This window comes from Enterococcus sp. C63, assembly GCF_040887215.1.
GTDB lineage: Bacteria > Bacillota > Bacilli > Lactobacillales > Enterococcaceae > Enterococcus_B > Enterococcus_B hirae.
In genome coordinates this window covers 240,532-258,203 of the sequence record NZ_JBFOFI010000001.1, presented here as the reverse complement: position 1 = coordinate 258,203, position 17,672 = coordinate 240,532, and the positions used below count along the sequence as shown (strand labels likewise).

The 17,672-nt window shown below is 37.1% G+C and carries 18 protein-coding genes and 1 tRNA gene; all 19 read left to right on the top strand.

Annotated features, from left to right (window positions below; genetic code table 11):
* The first annotated feature begins 284 nt into the window (after positions 1 to 284).
* The 19 genes from prdC to AB3H90_RS01070 all read left to right on the top strand — a co-directional run bounded on the left by prdC (position 285) and on the right by AB3H90_RS01070 (position 17,666).
* On the top strand, positions 285 to 1,634 hold the full coding sequence (prdC, locus tag AB3H90_RS01160; protein WP_368015987.1) for a proline reductase-associated electron transfer protein PrdC: 1,350 nt from the start codon (positions 285 to 287) through the stop codon (positions 1,632 to 1,634).
* 26 nt (positions 1,635 to 1,660) lie between these two features.
* On the top strand, positions 1,661 to 3,556 hold the full coding sequence (gene prdA / locus AB3H90_RS01155) for a D-proline reductase (dithiol) proprotein PrdA (protein WP_368015986.1): 1,896 nt from the start codon (positions 1,661 to 1,663) through the stop codon (positions 3,554 to 3,556).
* A 13-nt stretch (positions 3,557 to 3,569) separates the two neighbouring features.
* Positions 3,570 to 3,878: a CBO2463/CBO2479 domain-containing protein gene (locus AB3H90_RS01150; protein WP_010719135.1), complete on the top strand. Its 309-nt coding sequence runs from the start codon at positions 3,570 to 3,572 to the stop codon at positions 3,876 to 3,878.
* The gene (gene prdB / locus AB3H90_RS01145; protein ID WP_081001064.1) at positions 3,879 to 4,604 is read left to right on the top strand and encodes a D-proline reductase (dithiol) protein PrdB; all 726 of its coding nucleotides are present in this window, start codon (positions 3,879 to 3,881) and stop codon (positions 4,602 to 4,604) included. It abuts the gene before it with no gap.
* Between the two features lie 12 nt (positions 4,605 to 4,616).
* Positions 4,617 to 5,354: a proline reductase cluster protein PrdD gene (gene prdD, locus AB3H90_RS01140; protein ID WP_368015984.1), complete on the top strand. Its 738-nt coding sequence runs from the start codon at positions 4,617 to 4,619 to the stop codon at positions 5,352 to 5,354.
* 21 nt (positions 5,355 to 5,375) lie between these two features.
* Positions 5,376 to 5,855, top strand: a complete 480-nt coding sequence (locus tag AB3H90_RS01135; protein WP_368015983.1) for a glycine/sarcosine/betaine reductase component B subunit — start codon at positions 5,376 to 5,378, stop codon at positions 5,853 to 5,855.
* Positions 5,856 to 5,868: 13 nt separating this feature from the next.
* Positions 5,869 to 6,885 (top strand): proline racemase family protein, encoded by a 1,017-nt coding sequence (locus AB3H90_RS01130; protein ID WP_368015982.1) that lies wholly within the window; start codon positions 5,869 to 5,871, stop codon positions 6,883 to 6,885.
* A gap of 116 nt (positions 6,886 to 7,001) precedes the next feature.
* Positions 7,002 to 7,874 carry a sulfite exporter TauE/SafE family protein gene (locus AB3H90_RS01125; protein WP_010737601.1) on the top strand — a complete coding sequence of 291 codons (873 nt, stop codon included), beginning with the start codon at positions 7,002 to 7,004 and terminating at the stop codon, positions 7,872 to 7,874.
* Positions 7,875 to 8,073: 199 nt separating this feature from the next.
* Positions 8,074 to 9,105 (top strand): selenide, water dikinase SelD, encoded by a 1,032-nt coding sequence (gene selD, locus AB3H90_RS01120; RefSeq protein WP_081001065.1) that lies wholly within the window; start codon positions 8,074 to 8,076, stop codon positions 9,103 to 9,105.
* Positions 9,106 to 9,174: 69 nt separating this feature from the next.
* Positions 9,175 to 9,774: a sulfurtransferase-like selenium metabolism protein YedF gene (gene yedF, locus AB3H90_RS01115; protein WP_368015980.1), complete on the top strand. Its 600-nt coding sequence runs from the start codon at positions 9,175 to 9,177 to the stop codon at positions 9,772 to 9,774.
* 10 nt (positions 9,775 to 9,784) lie between these two features.
* Positions 9,785 to 10,042 carry a DUF3343 domain-containing protein gene (locus AB3H90_RS01110; RefSeq protein ID WP_010737598.1) on the top strand — a complete coding sequence of 86 codons (258 nt, stop codon included), beginning with the start codon at positions 9,785 to 9,787 and terminating at the stop codon, positions 10,040 to 10,042.
* A gap of 12 nt (positions 10,043 to 10,054) precedes the next feature.
* On the top strand, positions 10,055 to 11,950 hold the full coding sequence (selB, locus tag AB3H90_RS01105) for a selenocysteine-specific translation elongation factor (RefSeq protein WP_368015979.1): 1,896 nt from the start codon (positions 10,055 to 10,057) through the stop codon (positions 11,948 to 11,950).
* A 1-nt stretch (position 11,951) separates the two neighbouring features.
* Positions 11,952 to 13,076, top strand: a complete 1,125-nt coding sequence (locus AB3H90_RS01100; RefSeq protein ID WP_368015978.1) for an aminotransferase class V-fold PLP-dependent enzyme — start codon at positions 11,952 to 11,954, stop codon at positions 13,074 to 13,076.
* A 14-nt stretch (positions 13,077 to 13,090) separates the two neighbouring features.
* Positions 13,091 to 14,491, top strand: coding sequence for an L-seryl-tRNA(Sec) selenium transferase (selA, locus tag AB3H90_RS01095; RefSeq protein ID WP_368015977.1), 1,401 nt, complete (start codon positions 13,091 to 13,093; stop codon positions 14,489 to 14,491).
* Positions 14,488 to 14,988, top strand: coding sequence for a CD3072 family TudS-related putative desulfidase (locus AB3H90_RS01090; protein ID WP_034697986.1), 501 nt, complete (start codon positions 14,488 to 14,490; stop codon positions 14,986 to 14,988). The genes selA and AB3H90_RS01090 overlap by 4 nt, the downstream gene beginning before the upstream one ends.
* 72 nt (positions 14,989 to 15,060) lie before the next feature.
* Positions 15,061 to 15,522: a CD3073 family putative ECF transporter S component gene (locus AB3H90_RS01085; protein ID WP_228012150.1), complete on the top strand. Its 462-nt coding sequence runs from the start codon at positions 15,061 to 15,063 to the stop codon at positions 15,520 to 15,522.
* Positions 15,523 to 15,632: 110 nt separating this feature from the next.
* Positions 15,633 to 15,729: transfer RNA gene (locus AB3H90_RS01080), tRNA-Sec, on the top strand.
* Between the two features lie 412 nt (positions 15,730 to 16,141).
* A complete protein-coding gene (locus tag AB3H90_RS01075; RefSeq protein ID WP_368015976.1) occupies positions 16,142 to 17,020 on the top strand; it encodes a methionine ABC transporter ATP-binding protein in 879 nt (292 codons plus the stop codon).
* Complete coding sequence (locus AB3H90_RS01070; protein WP_010719143.1) at positions 17,013 to 17,666, top strand: methionine ABC transporter permease; 654 nt, start codon at positions 17,013 to 17,015, stop codon at positions 17,664 to 17,666. Before AB3H90_RS01075 ends, AB3H90_RS01070 begins: the two co-directional genes overlap by 8 nt.
* Positions 17,667 to 17,672: the final 6 nt, after the last annotated feature.

Here is a 17,672-nt window from a genome sequence, read left to right as displayed (position 1 = left end):
GAGCAACCGTGCTAAACTGTATTTTTTGATGAATGAAAATGAAAAAATTATGATAATCAAAATTGCATAGACTATATGTGTCGTTCAATAAAGTGAAAAAAGATTTTCCATCAGTTCTCACTCTATGTATATAATCATTAAGTACATGTTGTTATTTTTTATCTATATTTAAATAAAAAACAATACATATATTTTCGTTTTTATAAAAGTATTTATAGAACTATAAATAACAATTGTTTATAAATAAATCGTTCATCAAACCTCCATGTTGTGATATTATAAACATGAGCTGTGGGTGGCTAGTTTACTCAAGTTCAAGTAAAACAAGGGAGGTGAAAAGAGTGGAAAAAATTCTTATACCATTAAAACAACATGTAGGCGCTTCATCAAAGAGTATGGTAAAAATAGGCGAATATGTGCAACGTGGACAAAAAATTGCTAAACCAGATGGATTAGGAGCAAACATTCATTCTAGCTTTTCAGGTGTTGTATCAGAAGTAACCAACGATCAGATTGTGCTAAAGATTGATGAAAAGCAAAATTTTTCAAGTTATCTTCCTATTCCAGAAACATCCTCTTATATTCAAGCAATCAAAGAAGCCGGAATTGTCGGAGCTGGTGGAGCTGGGTTTCCGACAGATATAAAATTATCTTGTGAAATACCAGAAGGCATCTTTATCGCAAATGGTGCAGAATGTGAAGCTTTATTACTTCACAATGTAAAGCAAATGAAAAGTCAAATCAAACAATTGATTCGTGGAATAAAGTATTGCATGAGCATTACGAAAGCACCCAAAGGAATCATTGCCGTTAAAGGAAAACATCGAGAGTTAGTCATACAATTGTTAAAGTTTACCAACAATGAACCGACAATAGATGTTTACCAATTACCTGACATCTATCCTGCAGGCGATGAACGTGTAGTGATTCGTGAAGTGTTGAACATCACTTTAGACCCTGGTCAACTACCAATCGAAATCGGAGCAGTAGTGGATAATGTTGAAACAATTAAACGCATTGTCGAAGCGATTAAACAGCGAAAGCCATTTATTGATAAAGATCTTACGGTATCTGGTCGTGTAAAACAAAAGAAAACAGTCTTTAAAGATGTCCCAATTGGAACACCTGTCAAGCAATTAATTGATCAAGTTGGAGGTTTTATTGAGCCCCATGGAGAAATTGTGATCGGTGGACCAATGACTGGTCATAGCGGCACGGAAGAAACCCCCATTACGAAAACCAGCGGAGGGGTATTGGTTGCTATGCCATTTCCTCAAGAACATCGAAAAATAGGACTATTACTTTGTGAATGCGGCGGTTCAGAAGAAAGAATGACTGAAATAGCTGAAAACATGGGTGCTGAAGTTGTTGCTACACAACGCTGTAAGCGAATGGTAAAAGTGAATGGAAGATATAGATGTACCTTGCCAGGTATATGTCCAGGACAAGCACAAACAGTCTTTGCTTTGAAAAAAGCAGGTGCTGAAGTTGTGATGACTGGAACTTGTTCTGATTGAACGAACACCGTTATTGGTGTAGCTCCTAGGTTAGGAGTTCCGGTTTATCATCATACAGATCATGTACTTCGGGCAGATGGGCACAGACTATATCGTAAATTACCTACAACGAAATAAATTTAAATTTTAGGATGATTTAACGAATGTCTATTACGGCTGAAACTGCCCAAGAACATGCAAAAGATCTAGCTGTACTCTGTTGTCGTGCGGAAGCAGGCACAGTGATTACGCCAGAAAATTTAGAGGACCCCGCAATTTTTCTTGATCTGGAAGAATCAGGGTTACTTGAATTTTCTGAAGATGTGTTAACAATTGAACAAGTACTTGGTACAACATTAAAAGAAACAACGGATGCGTTGATTCCATTGACAAAAGAATTACTGGAAGGTGTATCTGAAGGAATGAAAGAAGTTCATTTAAATGAAAAAAAAGAAGTTGAGACTTCTGAAACAATTGCGACGCCAATTCAAACTGCTTCATCTTTTGTAACGAGTGGTCAGACTATTAAAATTCATATTGCTGAAGGAAAAGGAATTGATTTAGAGCTTCCTTTAATGATGGCTACTCAGTTAACCGAAACGGTAAATCCTGCACCGGAATCAATAATTCCTGAGCAAGTAACGCCAGTAATACCAGCGCCGGTTTTGGAAAACTCAAATCAGGTGAAAGAAAAAGTGATTCGTTCTGTACGACATGATCATCTAAAAATTGATCGGGTGATTTTTGGGGAAGAAACAAAAATCGAAGGAACAACTTTAATTTTACGAAAAATGACAGAAATTTGTGCTGAAGCAGTTGAACTGGAACAGCTCGTTGAAGATATGACTTTAGAAATCATTACACCAGATAAATACACTGAATATAGTGAAACGATTATGGACGTTCAGCCAATTGCCGCAAAAGTTGAAGGCGATCTTGGGCATGGAATTACCCGAGTACTGGATGGTGTCGTCATGGTTGTTACAGGGACGGATGCTAATGGAGTTCAAATCGGTGAATTTGGTTCTTCTGAAGGAGAATTAGATCGTAACATTATGTGGGGACGACCTGGAGCACCAGATAAAGGAGAAATCTTTATTAAAACCCAAGTGACAATCAAAGAACACGCGAATATGGAACGTCCGGGTCCGCTAGCCGCTCACAAAGCTTCTGATTACATCACTCAAGAAATTCGTGAAGCCCTCAAAAAAGCGGATGAATCATTGGTGATACATTCAGAAGAAATTATACAGAAACGTCGAATTGGCAATAAGAAAGTTTTGATCATCAAAGAAATAATGGGGCAAGGTGCGATGCATGATAATTTGATTATGCCCATCGAGCCAGTTGGAACATTTGGCGCAAAACCAAATGTTGACCTTGGCAATTTGCCAATCCTATTGGCACCAACAGAAGTATTAGATGGAGGAATCCATGCGTTAACTTGTATTGGACCGGCTTCGAAAGAAACTTCACGCCATTATTGGCGAGAACCGCTTGTTAAAGAAGCAATGGCAGATGAAGAAATTGATTTAGTCGGTGTTATGTTCGTCGGCTCTCCACAAGCGAATACTGAAAAATATTATGTTTCAAAACGTTTAGGAATGACTGTCGAAGCCATGGACATTGATGGTGCCATTGTAACCACTGAAGGTTTCGGAAATAATCATATTGATTTCGCTTCTCACATGGAAGAAATTGGAAAACGTGGAATCAAAGTGGTTGGCGACTCTTATAGTGCTGTTCAAGGAGCCTTAGTTGTTGGTAATTCTGAAATGGGCGCAATGGTTGATAATAATAAATCAAAACAAGGGATTGAAAATGAAATTTTATCAAATAATACCTTGTGTAGAGAAGACGCCATTCGTGATTTAGCTATGTTAAAAACGTTAATGGGTGGAGGAACAATTAAACCAGCTGAACGTAAATGGAATCCGAATGTCAAACAAAACAACATTGAGATTATCGAAAAAACAACAGGAAGAAAAATAGACCTGGAAGAAAATGAGCAATCTTTGCCGAAAAGTAAAAAACGTCAAGAAATTTATGAAAAAGAATAAAATAAGGTGCAAAATGGATAGAATCGAAAAATTAAAGTATGTCTCTACTGAACAAATGTTTGAAGGGATACTTGTTGAAGTTCGAGATGCGAGCGTAACTATTGATATCAAAGGACGACTAGGTCAATTAAAAATTCCGCGGCGCATGATTATTTCAGAGTACGATTTAAAAATAGGACAAGAAGTTGGATTTTTGATGAGTTATCCAGAGGTTTTGGAAGAAGCAGCCAATACTCATTACGTGGAAGCAATCACAGAACATGAACGTCGACGTTTAAAAAATCAACAGAAGAAAATAAAAATGAGAGAGGAAAATGAGTAGATGAGTTTAACAGTATTCGAAGGATTACAGTCAGAAATTTTTGTACCAATCACACCCAAATCCGTCTTTACGCCCGTTAAAAAAGAGCTGAAAGAAATGCGGATTGCTTTGGCAACGGCAGCTGGTGTCCACTTAAAAAGTGATACACGCTTTAATTTGGCAGGTGACACAACGTATCGTGAGATTCCAGATGGAGTACCAAGTGAAGATTTAATGGTCTCACATGGTGGATATGACAACGCAGACGTTAATCGGGATGTCAATGCAATGTTTCCGATTGATCGACTGCATGAATTAGTAAAAGCTGGCTTTATTAAAGAAGCAGCCCCTGTACATTATGGCTTTATGGGAGGCGGCGGTGACCAAGATGCCTTTAATGAACAGACGGGACCAGAAATCGCACAAAAACTCGTGGAAGAAGAAGTTGACGCAGTTGTTTTGACTGCTGGTTGAGGGACCTGTCACAGAACTGCCGTGATCGTGCAGAGAGCAATTGAGGAAGCAGGGATTCCTACTATTTTAATCGCCGCATTACCACCAGTAGTACGGCAAAATGGTTCACCTAGAGCTGTAGCACCACGTGTGCCGATGGGTGCTAATGCCGGAGAACCACATAATATTGACATGCAAACAGGTATCTTAAAAGATACTTTAGAAAGCCTAGTTTCAATTGAAACACCAGGGAAAATTGTGCCATTACCTTATGAATATATCGCTCATGTGTAAAGAGGGATCAGCATGCAAGGAGAAACATTAAAAATGAAAGTTTTCCATATGGAAAAAGTTTCCATAGGAAATCAATTTAAGCTTGATCACAATCAACTACAAATAAAAACTGAATTTGATTGTCTATGTGAGGATGTCAAATCCTTGACGATCCGATTGTTAGAACCCCATCAGTTAGACCTCAACACAAATACTATCATGGATATTTTACCAATTTCTGCTAAAGTATTAGGCGTTTTGGGGACGGGTATCACCCATACATTAACGGGAGTGTCGGTCATAATGACCGGCACAATCGATGAGGGTGAACAGCTCCATGAGTTTGGTTCTTCTGATGGTGTATTGCATGATCATTTATTTTTAAATCGACCGGGCACACCTAACGCAGAGGATTACATTATTTTGATTGACTTACTTGTCAAGAAAGGAACACCTTTCGATCGTGAGTTATGTTTAAAATTGTTTCGGATAGTTGACAATTATCTGCAGGAAATCCGAGAACAATTAAAGTTGCTAGATGGTAAGGAAGCAACGGAAACACATATCTATGAAGAAAAAAGAAATCCGGGAAAGCCAAAAGTGACGTTGGTCAAGCAGGTAGCTGGCCAAGGTGCGATGTACGATATGTTATTATTTCCAGATGAACCTAGTGGGTTTAAGGGTGGTCATTCGATTATCGATATGAATAATATGCCCATCTTTTTATCTGCCAATGAGTATCGTGATGGTGCCATTCGTTCAATGGTCTAATTGTTAGAAAAGGGGATTTTTATGGGAATAGGACCATCAACTAAAGAAACTTCGATGCACCTTTTTAAAGATCCTTTACTGGATGTTTTAAGCAAAGATCCTGACATTGATTTCCAAGGTGTTATTATTATTGGCACGCCTCAAAGCAATGAAATGAAACATCTAGTCGGACAACGAACAGCTACTTGGCTAGAAGCGATGGCTACAGATGGCGTTGTTTTATCAACAGATGGTTGGGGAAATTCAGACATCGATTTTGCCAATACCCTAGAAGAAATAGGTCGTCGTGGCATCAGTATTATTGGGCTCAAATTTATTGGGAAACAAGCCAAGTTTATCGTAGAAAATGATTATACAAAATATGTGCTGGATTTTAATAAATCACAAGCAGGGATTGAAACGGAAGTGGTTGGAGAAAATACGATCACTTTCTATGATGCAGTTAAAGCGCTCGCTTTTATAAAACTAAAGATGCGTAAAGATAATCAAAAATTGAAGTAACGTGGAGGTTAGTATGAAAGTATCAAAAATGATATCAGTAGTAGATACCCATACAGCTGGTGAAGCCGCTCGGTTAATTGTAGGAGGCATTCCTAAATTTCATGGAAAAACGATGGCGGATAAAAAAATATACCTGGAAACACAAGCAGATGATTTACGTAAAATGCTGATGCATGAACCACGAGGGCATAAAAATATGTTCGGGGCTTTTATTTGTGAACCGGTTCATGATGAGGCAGACTACGGGATTATTTTCATGGATTCTGGTGGCTATTTAAATATGTGCGGTCACAACACCATTGCGGCAATGACAGCAGCTGTAGAATTGGGCTGGGTAGATGTAGGAGAAGGCACCCGTGTGGTTAAAGTAACGCAAGATACACCTGCGGGGATTGTTTGCGGAGAGGTTCGTCTGGATGAAGATTACTCTGCGGAATCAGTCTCTTTTGAAAACGTGGAATCCTTTCTATATAAAGAAAATGTGGCAGTGAATGTGCCCGATATTGGGACAGTTCATGTGGATATTTCTTTTGGCGGAAGTTTTTTTGCCATATTAAAAGCCGAAGAAGTAGGTTTAACCATTGTACCGAAGAATGCGTCAAGATTTACTGAAGCAGGTCTAAAAATCCGCGAAGCGATTAATCAAACGATTGAGATCCAACATCCTCGGTTAAAACATATTAACACCGTCGATTTAGTCGAATTTTATGGTCCTGCTAAAAGTCCTGAAGCTACTTATCAAAATGTCGTGGTATTCGGGGATGGACAAGTTGATCGTTCACCTTGCGGAACGGGAACGAGTGCTAAATTAGCAACTTTGTATGCAAAAAACGAGTTGAAAATTGGTGAAAGTTTTGTCTATGAAAGTATTTTAGGAACGATGTTTAAGGGAGAAATTACAAAGGAAACACGTGTAGGAAATTATCAAGCGATTATTCCCAAAGTGACGGGATCTGCTTATATTACAGGATTTAATCAATTCCTTGTCGATCCTAAAGACTCATTAAAAAATGGATTTTTACTTGATTAAAATACACGGTATAACCATCCAAAATGTGAATTAAATTCTCTAGTCCTAGCCATTTACAGATGGTTACACAAAAAATGATGGGTTAGTAAAACTCTGCTTACTATTAAGGAGGTATCATGGTACAACTACTGTTGGGTTTATTAAGCGTTTTATTACTCTATTTCTTATTCTTTTTTGTTCTCGACTTACTTGCAAATAAAGGAAATTGGGGTGGAGGAAATTATCTTATTTCTGGAACAATTGGGTTAATTACCGATTTTTTAGATACATTAGGGATTGGTAGTTTTGCGCCAACAACCATGTTACTAGAATTTACCAAGCAATTAGATAACGATCGACAATTACCAGGAACGCTCAATGTGGCACACTCTATTCCGGTAATCATTGAAGCTTTTATTTTCATTACTGTTGTTAAAGTATCACCCATCACTCTGTTTTCATTAGTTGCAGCAGCAATTGTGGGTTCGTTTGTGGGTTCGAAAACAGTCAGTAAGCTACCTGAAAAAAAGGTGCAGTTTTTTATGGGACTTGCTTTGATTGTGACAGCAATTTTAATGGGGCTAAAACAAGCTGGAATGCTGGATCTCTTAGGCTCTGGAAATGAAGCGACTGCTTTAACAGGTCTTAAGCTAATCATCGGCGTCATCGGTAATTTCCTTTTAGGTGCATTAATGACAATTGGCGTAGGTTTATATGCACCATGCATGGCATTAGTATACATGTTGGGATTAAGTCCACTTGTTGCTTTTCCTATTATGATGGCTTCTTGTGCAGGATTGATGCCCGTTGCTTCAGGTAACTTTATTAAATCTGGTGATTATGCGCGTAAAGTTAGTTTGGCAATTACGATTGGTGGAGTGATTGGGGTAATTATTGCTGTTAAATTTGTCACAAGCTTAGATTTGAATATGCTGACTTGGGTAATCATTGCTGTAATTATTTACTCAGGAATTACATATATGCGAAAAGGAATGTTTTCTAAAAAATAGAAAAGCTTAATCTAGTAGCAAAATGTGAAGGAGTGGAAAGAACTGTACAGCCACTTCTTCATTTTTAGTACACCAAACTAGCATAGTTATTTTAATGATTTGCACGCTATTTTCTGATTGTTGGTGTAACTATAGAAAATGAAGCAGTAAGCAGTAGAGGAAAAGTCATCAATTATTACACTATATGAAAAGGAAGTGGATGCCAATGAAAAAAGAAATCGAACAATTAATTATTTGTGGTGGATGTAACGCTAAGATTGGTCCTGGAAATTTAGGAAATATTTTAGCAGACCTCCCTAAATCCCAAGATGAAAAATTGTTAGTGGGCTTTGATGCAACAGATGACGCAGCCGTTATCAAATTGACCGATGAATTAGCAATTATTCAGACGTTAGACTTTTTTCCTACTATGGTGACAGATCCTTATTTATTTGGCAAAATTGCTGCTGCCAATGCGATGAGTGATGTTTATGCGATGGGAGGGGATGTATTATCTGCCTTAAATATTGTTGCTTTTCCTGAAGAAAAAGAACTACAGGTTTTAAAAGAGATTTTAAGAGGTGGGGCTGAAAAAGTTCAAGAAGCAGGTGGAATCTTAGCAGGTGGGCACTCAATCCATGACCGTTCAGTCAAATATGGACTTTCTGTAACTGGCACAATTCATCCAAACAATATTTACAAAAATAATACTTGTCAAGAAGGAGATCACTTAATCTTAACAAAACCTCTAGGTGTAAGCATTATTACCATTGGTTATAGCGCCGGGGCAATAACCAAAGAAGGGTTTGCCAAAGCAACAAAAAGTATGGAAACCTTAAATAAATATGCGATGGCTATCATCAGAAAATATCCAATCACTAGTTGTACCGACGTAACAGGATTTGGGTTAGCAGGACATCTTCATGAAATGTTACATGACAATTTTTCAGCTGAAATCTATTCAGAAAAACTGCCATATTTTGAAGAAGCTTATGAAGGAGCAAAAGCCTTTCTTTTTACTGCTGGAGGACAACGAAACCGAAATTTTATGGAAAAAAAGATGGCCTTTTATGTCGATGACTTAGGAATCGAAGAGTTGCTATATGATCCACAGACATCTGGAGGATTATTGGTAAGTATCCCGGCTAAAGAAGCAAAAAAATTAGAAGAAGAGCTGAAATCAGCCAATATCTTAGCCAAAGATTTTGGCGTTGTTACGAAAAAAAAGACAGCAGAAATCATGGTTTATTAAGAAAAAAATTGTTCGATTAGTCTAATAAACTGATCCCATGATTAACTACACATGGAAAGGAGAATCAAAATGGTTAAAATTAACGCATTGGGAAAAGTATGTCCCCTTCCAGTGATTGAAACAAAGAAAGCTTTGGAAGAAAACGATATAGTAGAAACAACTGTCGATAATGAGATTGCTGCACAAAACCTAAAAAAAATGGCGGGACAACTAGGTTATGATTATCAAGTAAAGCAAAATGATGCACAATCGTTTACTGTACGTATCTCCAAGAAAAAAGGAGAGGTAGCTTCTATTTATGAACAAGAACTTACAAGAGAAAATGATATTGAAGACAATTATATAGTTGTTGTCGACACGAATACGATGGGGCAAGGGTCGAAAGAATTAGGGAAACAATTATTAAAAATGTTTATTTATTCTTTAACCGAACAACCTGATTTGCCCGAAAAAATCATTTTCTACAATGGTGGGGTCCATTTAGTAAGCGACAACTCAGATTCCTTGGAGGATTTACAGATTCTTGCGGAAAATGGGGTAGAAATTTATGCTTGTGGAGCCTGTCTTAACTATTATAATCTCAGTGAAAAATGTAAAGTCGGTGAAGTGACCAATATGTATCATATTGTTGAAATGATGCGACAATCTAAGAAAATCATCAAACCTTAAGGAGTAAACAATGAAGTCATATGGAGTGGTATTATTTCATTCGACACGTGAAGCAATGAGGGCTGAGCTGATGTGCCAATCAGCTAAACTATCTGTAAGAATCATTCCTACACCCGAAAAAATATATCTTAGCTGTGGTTTTTCTTTAAAATTTCCGCTAGAAGCTGAAAATCAGATACGTCATATTTTAGCTAAAAATAATGTGTCATCAGAAGGTTTTTATAAAGCGCTTCAAGTTGGACTGGATGTAACGTATTACTTATTATAAGGGGTAAAAGAAATGGCAAATATTGTAATTGGAACAGCTGGGCATATTGATCATGGAAAAACAACATTGATCAAAGCGCTGACTGGAATAGACACTGACACAACAAAAGAAGAAAAAAAAAGGGGCATGTCGATTAATCTAGGATTTGCTTACTTAAATTTACCAAATCAACAACGTGTGGGTTTCGTAGATGTTCCTGGCCATGAAAAATTTATTAAAAATATGGTTGCTGGACTACCTGGTCTTAATCTTATTTTATTAGTCATTGATGCTAGTGAAGGAATCATGCCTCAAACAAAAGAGCATATTGATATTTTGAATTTATTAGGAATCCACCATTTTTTAATTGTATTAACAAAAATTGATACGATTGATGCTGAATTGAAAGAACTAGTCATCGAAGATATACGTGATCAATTACTTCACACGCCTTTAGAAAAAGCGGAAATAATTGAAACCGATGCCATTAGCGGAAAAGGGATCAAACAATTACTAAAAAAAATCGAAGCCTACACGGAGCAAACATCAGAACAAGTAAGTAATGGAACACCAAGGCTAAATATCGATCGGGTTTTCAGTGTAAAAGGCTTCGGTACAGTAGTTACAGGCACTTTGCTGGAAGGGGAACTAACCGTTGGAGAAAACTGCTATCTCTACCCAAATAAGCGAAAAGTTCGGATAAGAAATCTGCAGGTACATGAAAATAACGTTCAAAAAGCATATGCTGGACAACGAACTGCTATCAATTTAGCAAACATTACCCGTGAAGAAGTCATGCGAGGGGATGTTTTATCGACCGCGGATTCTTTAGAGGAAAGCTGGATGCTGGATGTTAAGGTATCTTGTTTGGCAGGAACGGATGGGGGAATTAGTCTATGGGATCGGGTAAGAGTGCTGATCGGAACAAAAGAAGTAATGGCTCGTACTGTTCCATTAGGATTAGATTGGATTGGGCCAAACGAAGAAGGCTTTTTGCAGTTACGATTAGAAGAAAAAGTTTCTGTAAAAGAAAAAGATCGTTTTATTCTACGCTCTTATTCACCCATGCATACGATTGCTGGAGGTGAAGTCTTAAACGCCGTTCCAAAAAAACATCGACGATTCAAGCAGGCGATTTTAGAAAGCTTAAAAGCGAAAGAAAATGGCAATCTAAACAGTATGATAATTGATTTTATGTTAAATAAGAAACAGCCATTTACAGTAGAAAAAGAATTGTTGACCTATCTGGGTGTCACCCTTGATCAACTAAGCCATTCATTAGAAGAACTACAGGATAAAAGTCAAATCTTCTTTACCTCTTGTGGGTTTTTACTTTATGAAAGATACCAACAATTAGTAGGAAAAGCACAAAAGATCTTAGAAGAGTATCATAAAAAATATCGTCTACGGGATGGTATGCCTTTAGAAGAATTTCGTTCTAAAATACGAAATGGCTTGACCGAAAAAGAAGTTTTCGTCTTGATTCAATTATTAAAAAAATTCAACGTAATCAAAGAACAACAGAAACGATTATCTGTTTATGATTTTCAAGTACAATTTAATAGCTATCAGCAAGTCGCCAAACAAAAAATTGAACGTTACCTAAAAAACAGTGGTTATATGCCGATAAAAAAAGAAGAGTTAGCCCTTTTAGACAAAAATGCTGAAGAAGTATTGGAAGCTTTAGATGCCAACAGCGCTGTTTTTTTAACCCACGAATATGTTCTGTCAGGAAAGATTTATCAGCAAGCCATTCAACAAATTCAGACTTATATCAAGAAAAACAAAAAAATGACACTGGCTGATTTTCGTGATATGACAAACTCGAGCCGAAAAGCTTCCATGCTTATTCTAGAATCAATCGATAAACTAGGCATCACGAAACGAGTAGAAAATTATCGGATTTTAGGGAAACAAGAAGGAGACTAGTATGACTATTTATTTAGATAATGCAGCTACGACAGTCCAAAAGCCGGTTTGTATGAAACAAACAATGCTGGATGTGCTTGAAAGTGAGAGGTATGGCAACCCAGCTCGTGGCGCTCATAGCTATTCCATTCGTGCTTATCAATTAATAGAAATGGCAAGAGATACATTAAAAAATTTTTTTCATACCGGGGATTTATATGAAATTATTTTTTCTGGAAGCGTGACTATTGCTCTTAATGCAGTATTAAAAGGGTTCATTCAAGCTGGTGATCATGTATTGACCACAAGTTGGGAACACAATTCCGTGCTGCGACCACTCTATCAATTAGAAAAACTAGGCGTTTCCTGCGACATTATCAGTAGTCATCCGATCACTGGACAGTTGAATTATGAAGAATTTACTGAAAAATTAAACGCAAAAACCAAAGTAGTGGTCTGCAATCATGCGAGTAATGTGACAGGGAATCTTTTAGATATTGAATGGATAAAACGTTTTTGCCACAAACATCAGCTGTATTTAATCTTAGATATTTCTCAAACAGCTGGTCATATACCAATTGATTTAAGTGATGGGAAGGTCGCAGCGGCTTGTTTCACTGGACACAAAGCGTTACATGGACCACAAGGAACTGGTGGCATCTGTATTCACAAAAAACTGAAACTTACACCGATAATAACTGGTGGTGATGGTATGAAGTCCTTCTCTAAGGAGCAGCCGGATGAATTGCCAGCAATGTTGGAGGCTGGGACAGCAAATGTGCCAGGAATTGCTGGATTAGCAGCCAGTGTAGGTTGGCTAATGTCCCAAGAGACACCATCATTGGGAAACTACTTCTACCAAGAAGCGACGAAGATTTCAGAATTAACGTTTTATGGAGATTTCACGAAAGAGCATATAGATGTTTTTTCGTTAAATATCAGATCTGCAGAATCAGCTTTAATCAGTGACATTCTGTGGGAAGAGTTTGGCATTGCCACACGTTCAGGCTACCATTGTTCACCGCTAATACATCAAGATTTAGGAACTAAAAATACTGGAACTGTTCGAGTATCCTTATCCCGTTTTACAACAGAAGAAGAAATAGAAAAAACCATAAAGGCGTTGAGAATAATTGCAAAACGATAGAAAGCAGGTAAACGATGGCTAGAGAAATACAACGACGATTAGCAGATTTGCCTTCAGTGGATCGTTTATTAAAAACTCCTGAATTGCAAATATTAGAAAAGAAGTATTCTTACGGAGTAGTCAAACAACAGGTACAAAGTGTTTTAGAACAAACTAGAAAAACTGTTTTAAAAGAAGAAGTGTTACCTCCAGCGATTGAAGAACTCTGTATTCGAGTGATTGAAAAATTGAAACAACGAACATATTCGTTACAAAAAGTAATTAATGGGACAGGTACAATTCTGCATACAAATTTAGGACGTTCCTTACTTAGTAAGAAAATTGAGGAACAATTAAAGACAATAAGTTTTTCCTATTCAAATTTAGAAATGGATTTAACTAGTGGCAAGAGAGGTACCCGATACAGTCATTTAACGCATATTCTAAAAAAACTCACCGGAGCAGAAGACGTCTTAGTGGTGAATAATAACGCAGCAGCTGTTATGTTAATTCTTGATACTTTGGCTACTGATAAAGAAGTATTGGTTTCTCGAGGGGAACTTGTTGAAATAGGAGGGTCCTTTCGTATCCCAGAGGTAATTACCGCAACAGGTGGGAAAATTAGAGAAGTAGGGACAACCAATAAAACGCATATTAGAGATTACCAACAGGCTTTGACTTCTGAAACTGGAGCGATTTTAAAAGTCCATACCAGTAATTATCGAATCATTGGATTTACAGAAACTCCTTACTTATCAGAGTTAGCTCTCTTAGCACAAAAATATCAAGTCCCGTTAATCAATGATCTGGGTAGCGGTCTACTCATTGACATGCGACGCTTTGGCTTACCGTATGAACCGACTGTTCGAGAAGTAATCGAGCAAGGGTGTGATGTGGTCTCCTTTAGTGGAGATAAATTATTAGGCGGACCACAAGCCGGAATTATCGTAGGTAAAAAAACGTATATTCAGAGGATGAAAGAAAATCAGCTACTGCGTGCATTAAGAGTCGATAAAATGGCTCTAAGTGCATTAGAAGCAACTTTAGAACTTTATCTTGATGAAGAAGAAGCCATTCGATCCTTGCCTACTTTGCAAATGCTATCGGATAAGATCGAAAATTGTTTGAATCGAGCCCAAATATTAGCTGAAAAGTTAAAAAAAATCGAGCAACTCGAAGTCTCTATCGAAAAAGATTATAGTACGGTTGGTGGTGGAACGTATCCAGAAAGCTTATTACCTACCTATGCAGTAACAGTAAAAAGTAAGCAATGCCATGCGGAAGAGCTGCAACGAAGACTAAGAAAAGGAATTGTTCCAGTGATTAGTCGGGTAAAAAATGAACGAAACTATTTAGATATGCGCACGATTTTTGAAGAAGAACTTCATCAGGTGTTCGTCAGTTTAGAAAAGATTTTTTGTGAGGAAATAACATGAAATTAAAGAGAGAATTTGTGGTTGTTTCACACTGCATCTTGAATCAACATGCGGTGATACCTGGATGGGAACGGGCTCGTGGTGCTTTTCCTTTGGCCATTTCTTTATTAAATCAAGGCGTTGCGTTGCTACAATTGCCTTGTCCTGAATTTTTGACCTTAGGAAAAGAGAGACCACCAATGACATATCAAGAATATGTTGCTATACCAGGCTATCGTCAAAAATGTCAAAGTATGTTGCAACCAGTCATTCAACAAATCAAAGAGTATCAAGCGAATGATTATCGCTATTTGGGAATCATCGGGATCAATGAAAGTCCTAATTGTTCCATCTCAGCACAGCGAGGCGTACTAATGGAAGAGTATTTTGAATTATGTAAGAATCATGGGATTGTTAATCCTTATTTTGAAGTTCCAACTTGGTATACAGAAGAATCACAAGGCGATTTATATCAGAAATTAAAACTATTTTTAGAAGGAAAAGTAAACGATGAATAATAAAATGAAAATATTGACTTTATGTGCAATGCCGTTGTTTTAAATGTTGTTTTAGGTGAGGCTGTTTCACTAATGAAAATCCCCTTATTATTTTTAGATACGATGGGAACGATTTATATTTCAACCAATTTTGGTATGAGTTATGGGGTAATGACTGGGATTGCCACTAATTTATTAATGGGGATCATCAGTGGACCGTTGGCTGTTCCTTTTGTATTCGTAAATATTGTTGTAGCAATTATCTGTTCTTTACTAGCGAAGAATGGATTTTCTTACAAAAAAGCGCTAATAGCAGGGGGACTATTAGCCGTTGTTTGTCCAATGATCGGTGCGCCGATCCGTTTAGCTTTATTTGGTGGTTTTACCGGTTCAGGAACGGACATCCTCATTTTTGCTTTCAAGGCTTCCGGTAAAGAAATGATCACTGCAACTTATTGGGCAACTGTTGCAGGAAATATTGTGGATAAGATGCTTTCTTGTTTACTCGTTGCTTGGTTTATGAAACGTTTACCGCAACGTATCCTAGTAAAATAAAAAGAGAACAACTAACAGATATTAAAGCTAGTCCAGTCTTTTATAACTACAAACATTCTAGCATTTGATATTGATTGAACAAACGAAAAATGTTAGAATGTTTTTATTAGGGGAGTGGATGGGTTCTGGTGTTCCCTCTGGTCTTCAAAACCAGTATGAGGAGTTAAGAGCTTCTTGGGTAGGTTCGATTCCTACACATTCCCGCCAATTGAATACATACAAAGCTAAAAACATTGATACAGAGCCGTTCTGTTGATGTTTTTAGCTTTATTTTTTTGTCGCCACTGCATTTGATTATTTTTCGAGGTAGTTCATTGCTTGATCACTGTTTTCATCAAGTGTAAGAAAGGACATTCTGCTTCTCGCTTTTTATCAATGACCATGTGATTGAAATCACATATTAGTCTCGACATGGCTATTTTTCCATGCTATATTTAATTCGAAAAGAAGAAATTAAAATATAGATGTGCGCATCTACTACATAAAAAGACTTAATTATTAAGGATTTTTATCGTCTTTCTATTAATTCCCACATAGTTAAAGTTTTTATATGAATGCGCCGGAAAGGAATGAGAGCTTGATTTCATTTGAACACGTTTCAAAGTCTTTTGGAGGTACCATGATCCTAAATGATCTCAATTTATTTATACCAAAAGGTAAAATCTTTGGTATCATTGGACGAAGTGGTGCAGGAAAAAGTACAGTGATTCGTTTAATAAACGGATTAGATCAACCAACAAAAGGTAAGATATCTCTATCACAAGATGTGAAAAGCAGCACAATATTTCAACATTATGCCTTATTGCAGTCAAAAACTGTCGCTGATAACATTCGACTTGCTCTGAGATTTAGCAAAGTCAATAAGCAGGAATACGACAAAAGAATTGAAAACGTTTTACGTTATGTATCAATGATAGAGAAAAAAAATACATATCCCTCCCATTTATCTGGTGGGCAGAAACAACGAGTGGGGATTGCTAGAGCGTTAGTAACGGAGCCTTCGCTTTTATTATGCGACGAAATTACTAGCGCTCTTGATCCAACCGCTAAAAAAAGTATTTTAAATTTGTTAAAAAAAGTGAATGAGGAACTAGGAACCACCATCATTTTGGTCACCCATGAAATGGAGGCGATAAAAGAAATTTGTGATGAAGTGGCTGTCATTGATTCAGGAAAAGTTATTGAACAGGCAACAACCAAAAAAATGTTTTTAAGCCCTCAAAGCAATTTAGTTCGTGAATTTTTAGCAGATATGATTTATCCTAAGTATCCAAAAAAAGAATCGATTTCCTTTAATTATGTCCTTTACTTCCTGATGAATGCCACAAATTATGCTCGTTTTCAAGAAAGTAAAATGGAGGGGACGGTCTATGATATCAAAACCATACATATTAGCGGAGAACGTTTTTTTGCGATGTATTTTCTAACAAATAAAATTCCTGATAATGAATTTATTGACCAACTAATTAGTTATGAGAAGGTGACCGTTGATGTTTGAAATACTTTCATCAGAGATCATTCTCAAAGCAACTTATGAATCGATTTATATGGTCAGTATTTCTTTGGTGTTCGCTATCGGCTTAGGAGTTCCTTTAGGCATACTATTAGCAGAGACCAGAAAACAAGGTGTTTTAGCTAATTCTCTTATGTACACGGTGTTACAGACGCTTATCAACATCTTGCGTTCAGTGCCATTTATCATTTTATTGGTGGCTATTTTGCCTTTTACTCGCTTAGTTGTTGGAACTTCCATTGGAACAACTGCTGCTATTGTCCCGTTAACGTTATATATTGTTCCTTTTATGGGCCGTTTAATCGAGCAAGCCATTCTAGAAATCCCTCCTACAATTATCGAATGTGCGAAAACATTAGGGGCAAACCGATTGGAAATCATTCTTTACTTTATTCTACCTGAAGCTCGACCGGCGATTATTTTAGCCATTACTAATTCAATGATTGGACTAATTAATGCCTCTTCTATGGCGGGAACTGTCGGTGGAGGAGGAATCGGGGATTTAGCTATTTCCCAAGGCTATCAGCGATTTAATAGTGGGATGATTGTTGTAACGGTAGTTATCTTAATTGTTTTAATAAACAGTATCCAATTTCTGGGAAATTATCTTTATCATAAAATTAAATATTAAGGAGTA

Coding starts and splice junctions, on each gene's coding strand:
- AB3H90_RS01125 (WP_010737601.1), top strand. CDS start 7,002: ATGGTACAACTACTGTTGGGTTTATTAAGCGTTTTATTACTCTATTTC.
- AB3H90_RS01135 (WP_368015983.1), top strand. CDS start 5,376: ATGGGAATAGGACCATCAACTAAAGAAACTTCGATGCACCTTTTTAAA.
- selD (WP_081001065.1), top strand. CDS start 8,074: ATGCCAATGAAAAAAGAAATCGAACAATTAATTATTTGTGGTGGATGT.
- AB3H90_RS01150 (WP_010719135.1), top strand. CDS start 3,570: ATGGATAGAATCGAAAAATTAAAGTATGTCTCTACTGAACAAATGTTT.
- AB3H90_RS01110 (WP_010737598.1), top strand. CDS start 9,785: ATGAAGTCATATGGAGTGGTATTATTTCATTCGACACGTGAAGCAATG.
- AB3H90_RS01130 (WP_368015982.1), top strand. CDS start 5,869: ATGAAAGTATCAAAAATGATATCAGTAGTAGATACCCATACAGCTGGT.
- selA (WP_368015977.1), top strand. CDS start 13,091: ATGGCTAGAGAAATACAACGACGATTAGCAGATTTGCCTTCAGTGGAT.
- AB3H90_RS01100 (WP_368015978.1), top strand. CDS start 11,952: ATGACTATTTATTTAGATAATGCAGCTACGACAGTCCAAAAGCCGGTT.
- prdD (WP_368015984.1), top strand. CDS start 4,617: ATGCAAGGAGAAACATTAAAAATGAAAGTTTTCCATATGGAAAAAGTT.
- selB (WP_368015979.1), top strand. CDS start 10,055: ATGGCAAATATTGTAATTGGAACAGCTGGGCATATTGATCATGGAAAA.
- AB3H90_RS01070 (WP_010719143.1), top strand. CDS start 17,013: ATGTTTGAAATACTTTCATCAGAGATCATTCTCAAAGCAACTTATGAA.
- AB3H90_RS01075 (WP_368015976.1), top strand. CDS start 16,142: ATGATCCTAAATGATCTCAATTTATTTATACCAAAAGGTAAAATCTTT.
- AB3H90_RS01090 (WP_034697986.1), top strand. CDS start 14,488: ATGAAATTAAAGAGAGAATTTGTGGTTGTTTCACACTGCATCTTGAAT.
- prdA (WP_368015986.1), top strand. CDS start 1,661: ATGTCTATTACGGCTGAAACTGCCCAAGAACATGCAAAAGATCTAGCT.
- AB3H90_RS01085 (WP_228012150.1), top strand. CDS start 15,061: ATGAAAATCCCCTTATTATTTTTAGATACGATGGGAACGATTTATATT.
- yedF (WP_368015980.1), top strand. CDS start 9,175: ATGGTTAAAATTAACGCATTGGGAAAAGTATGTCCCCTTCCAGTGATT.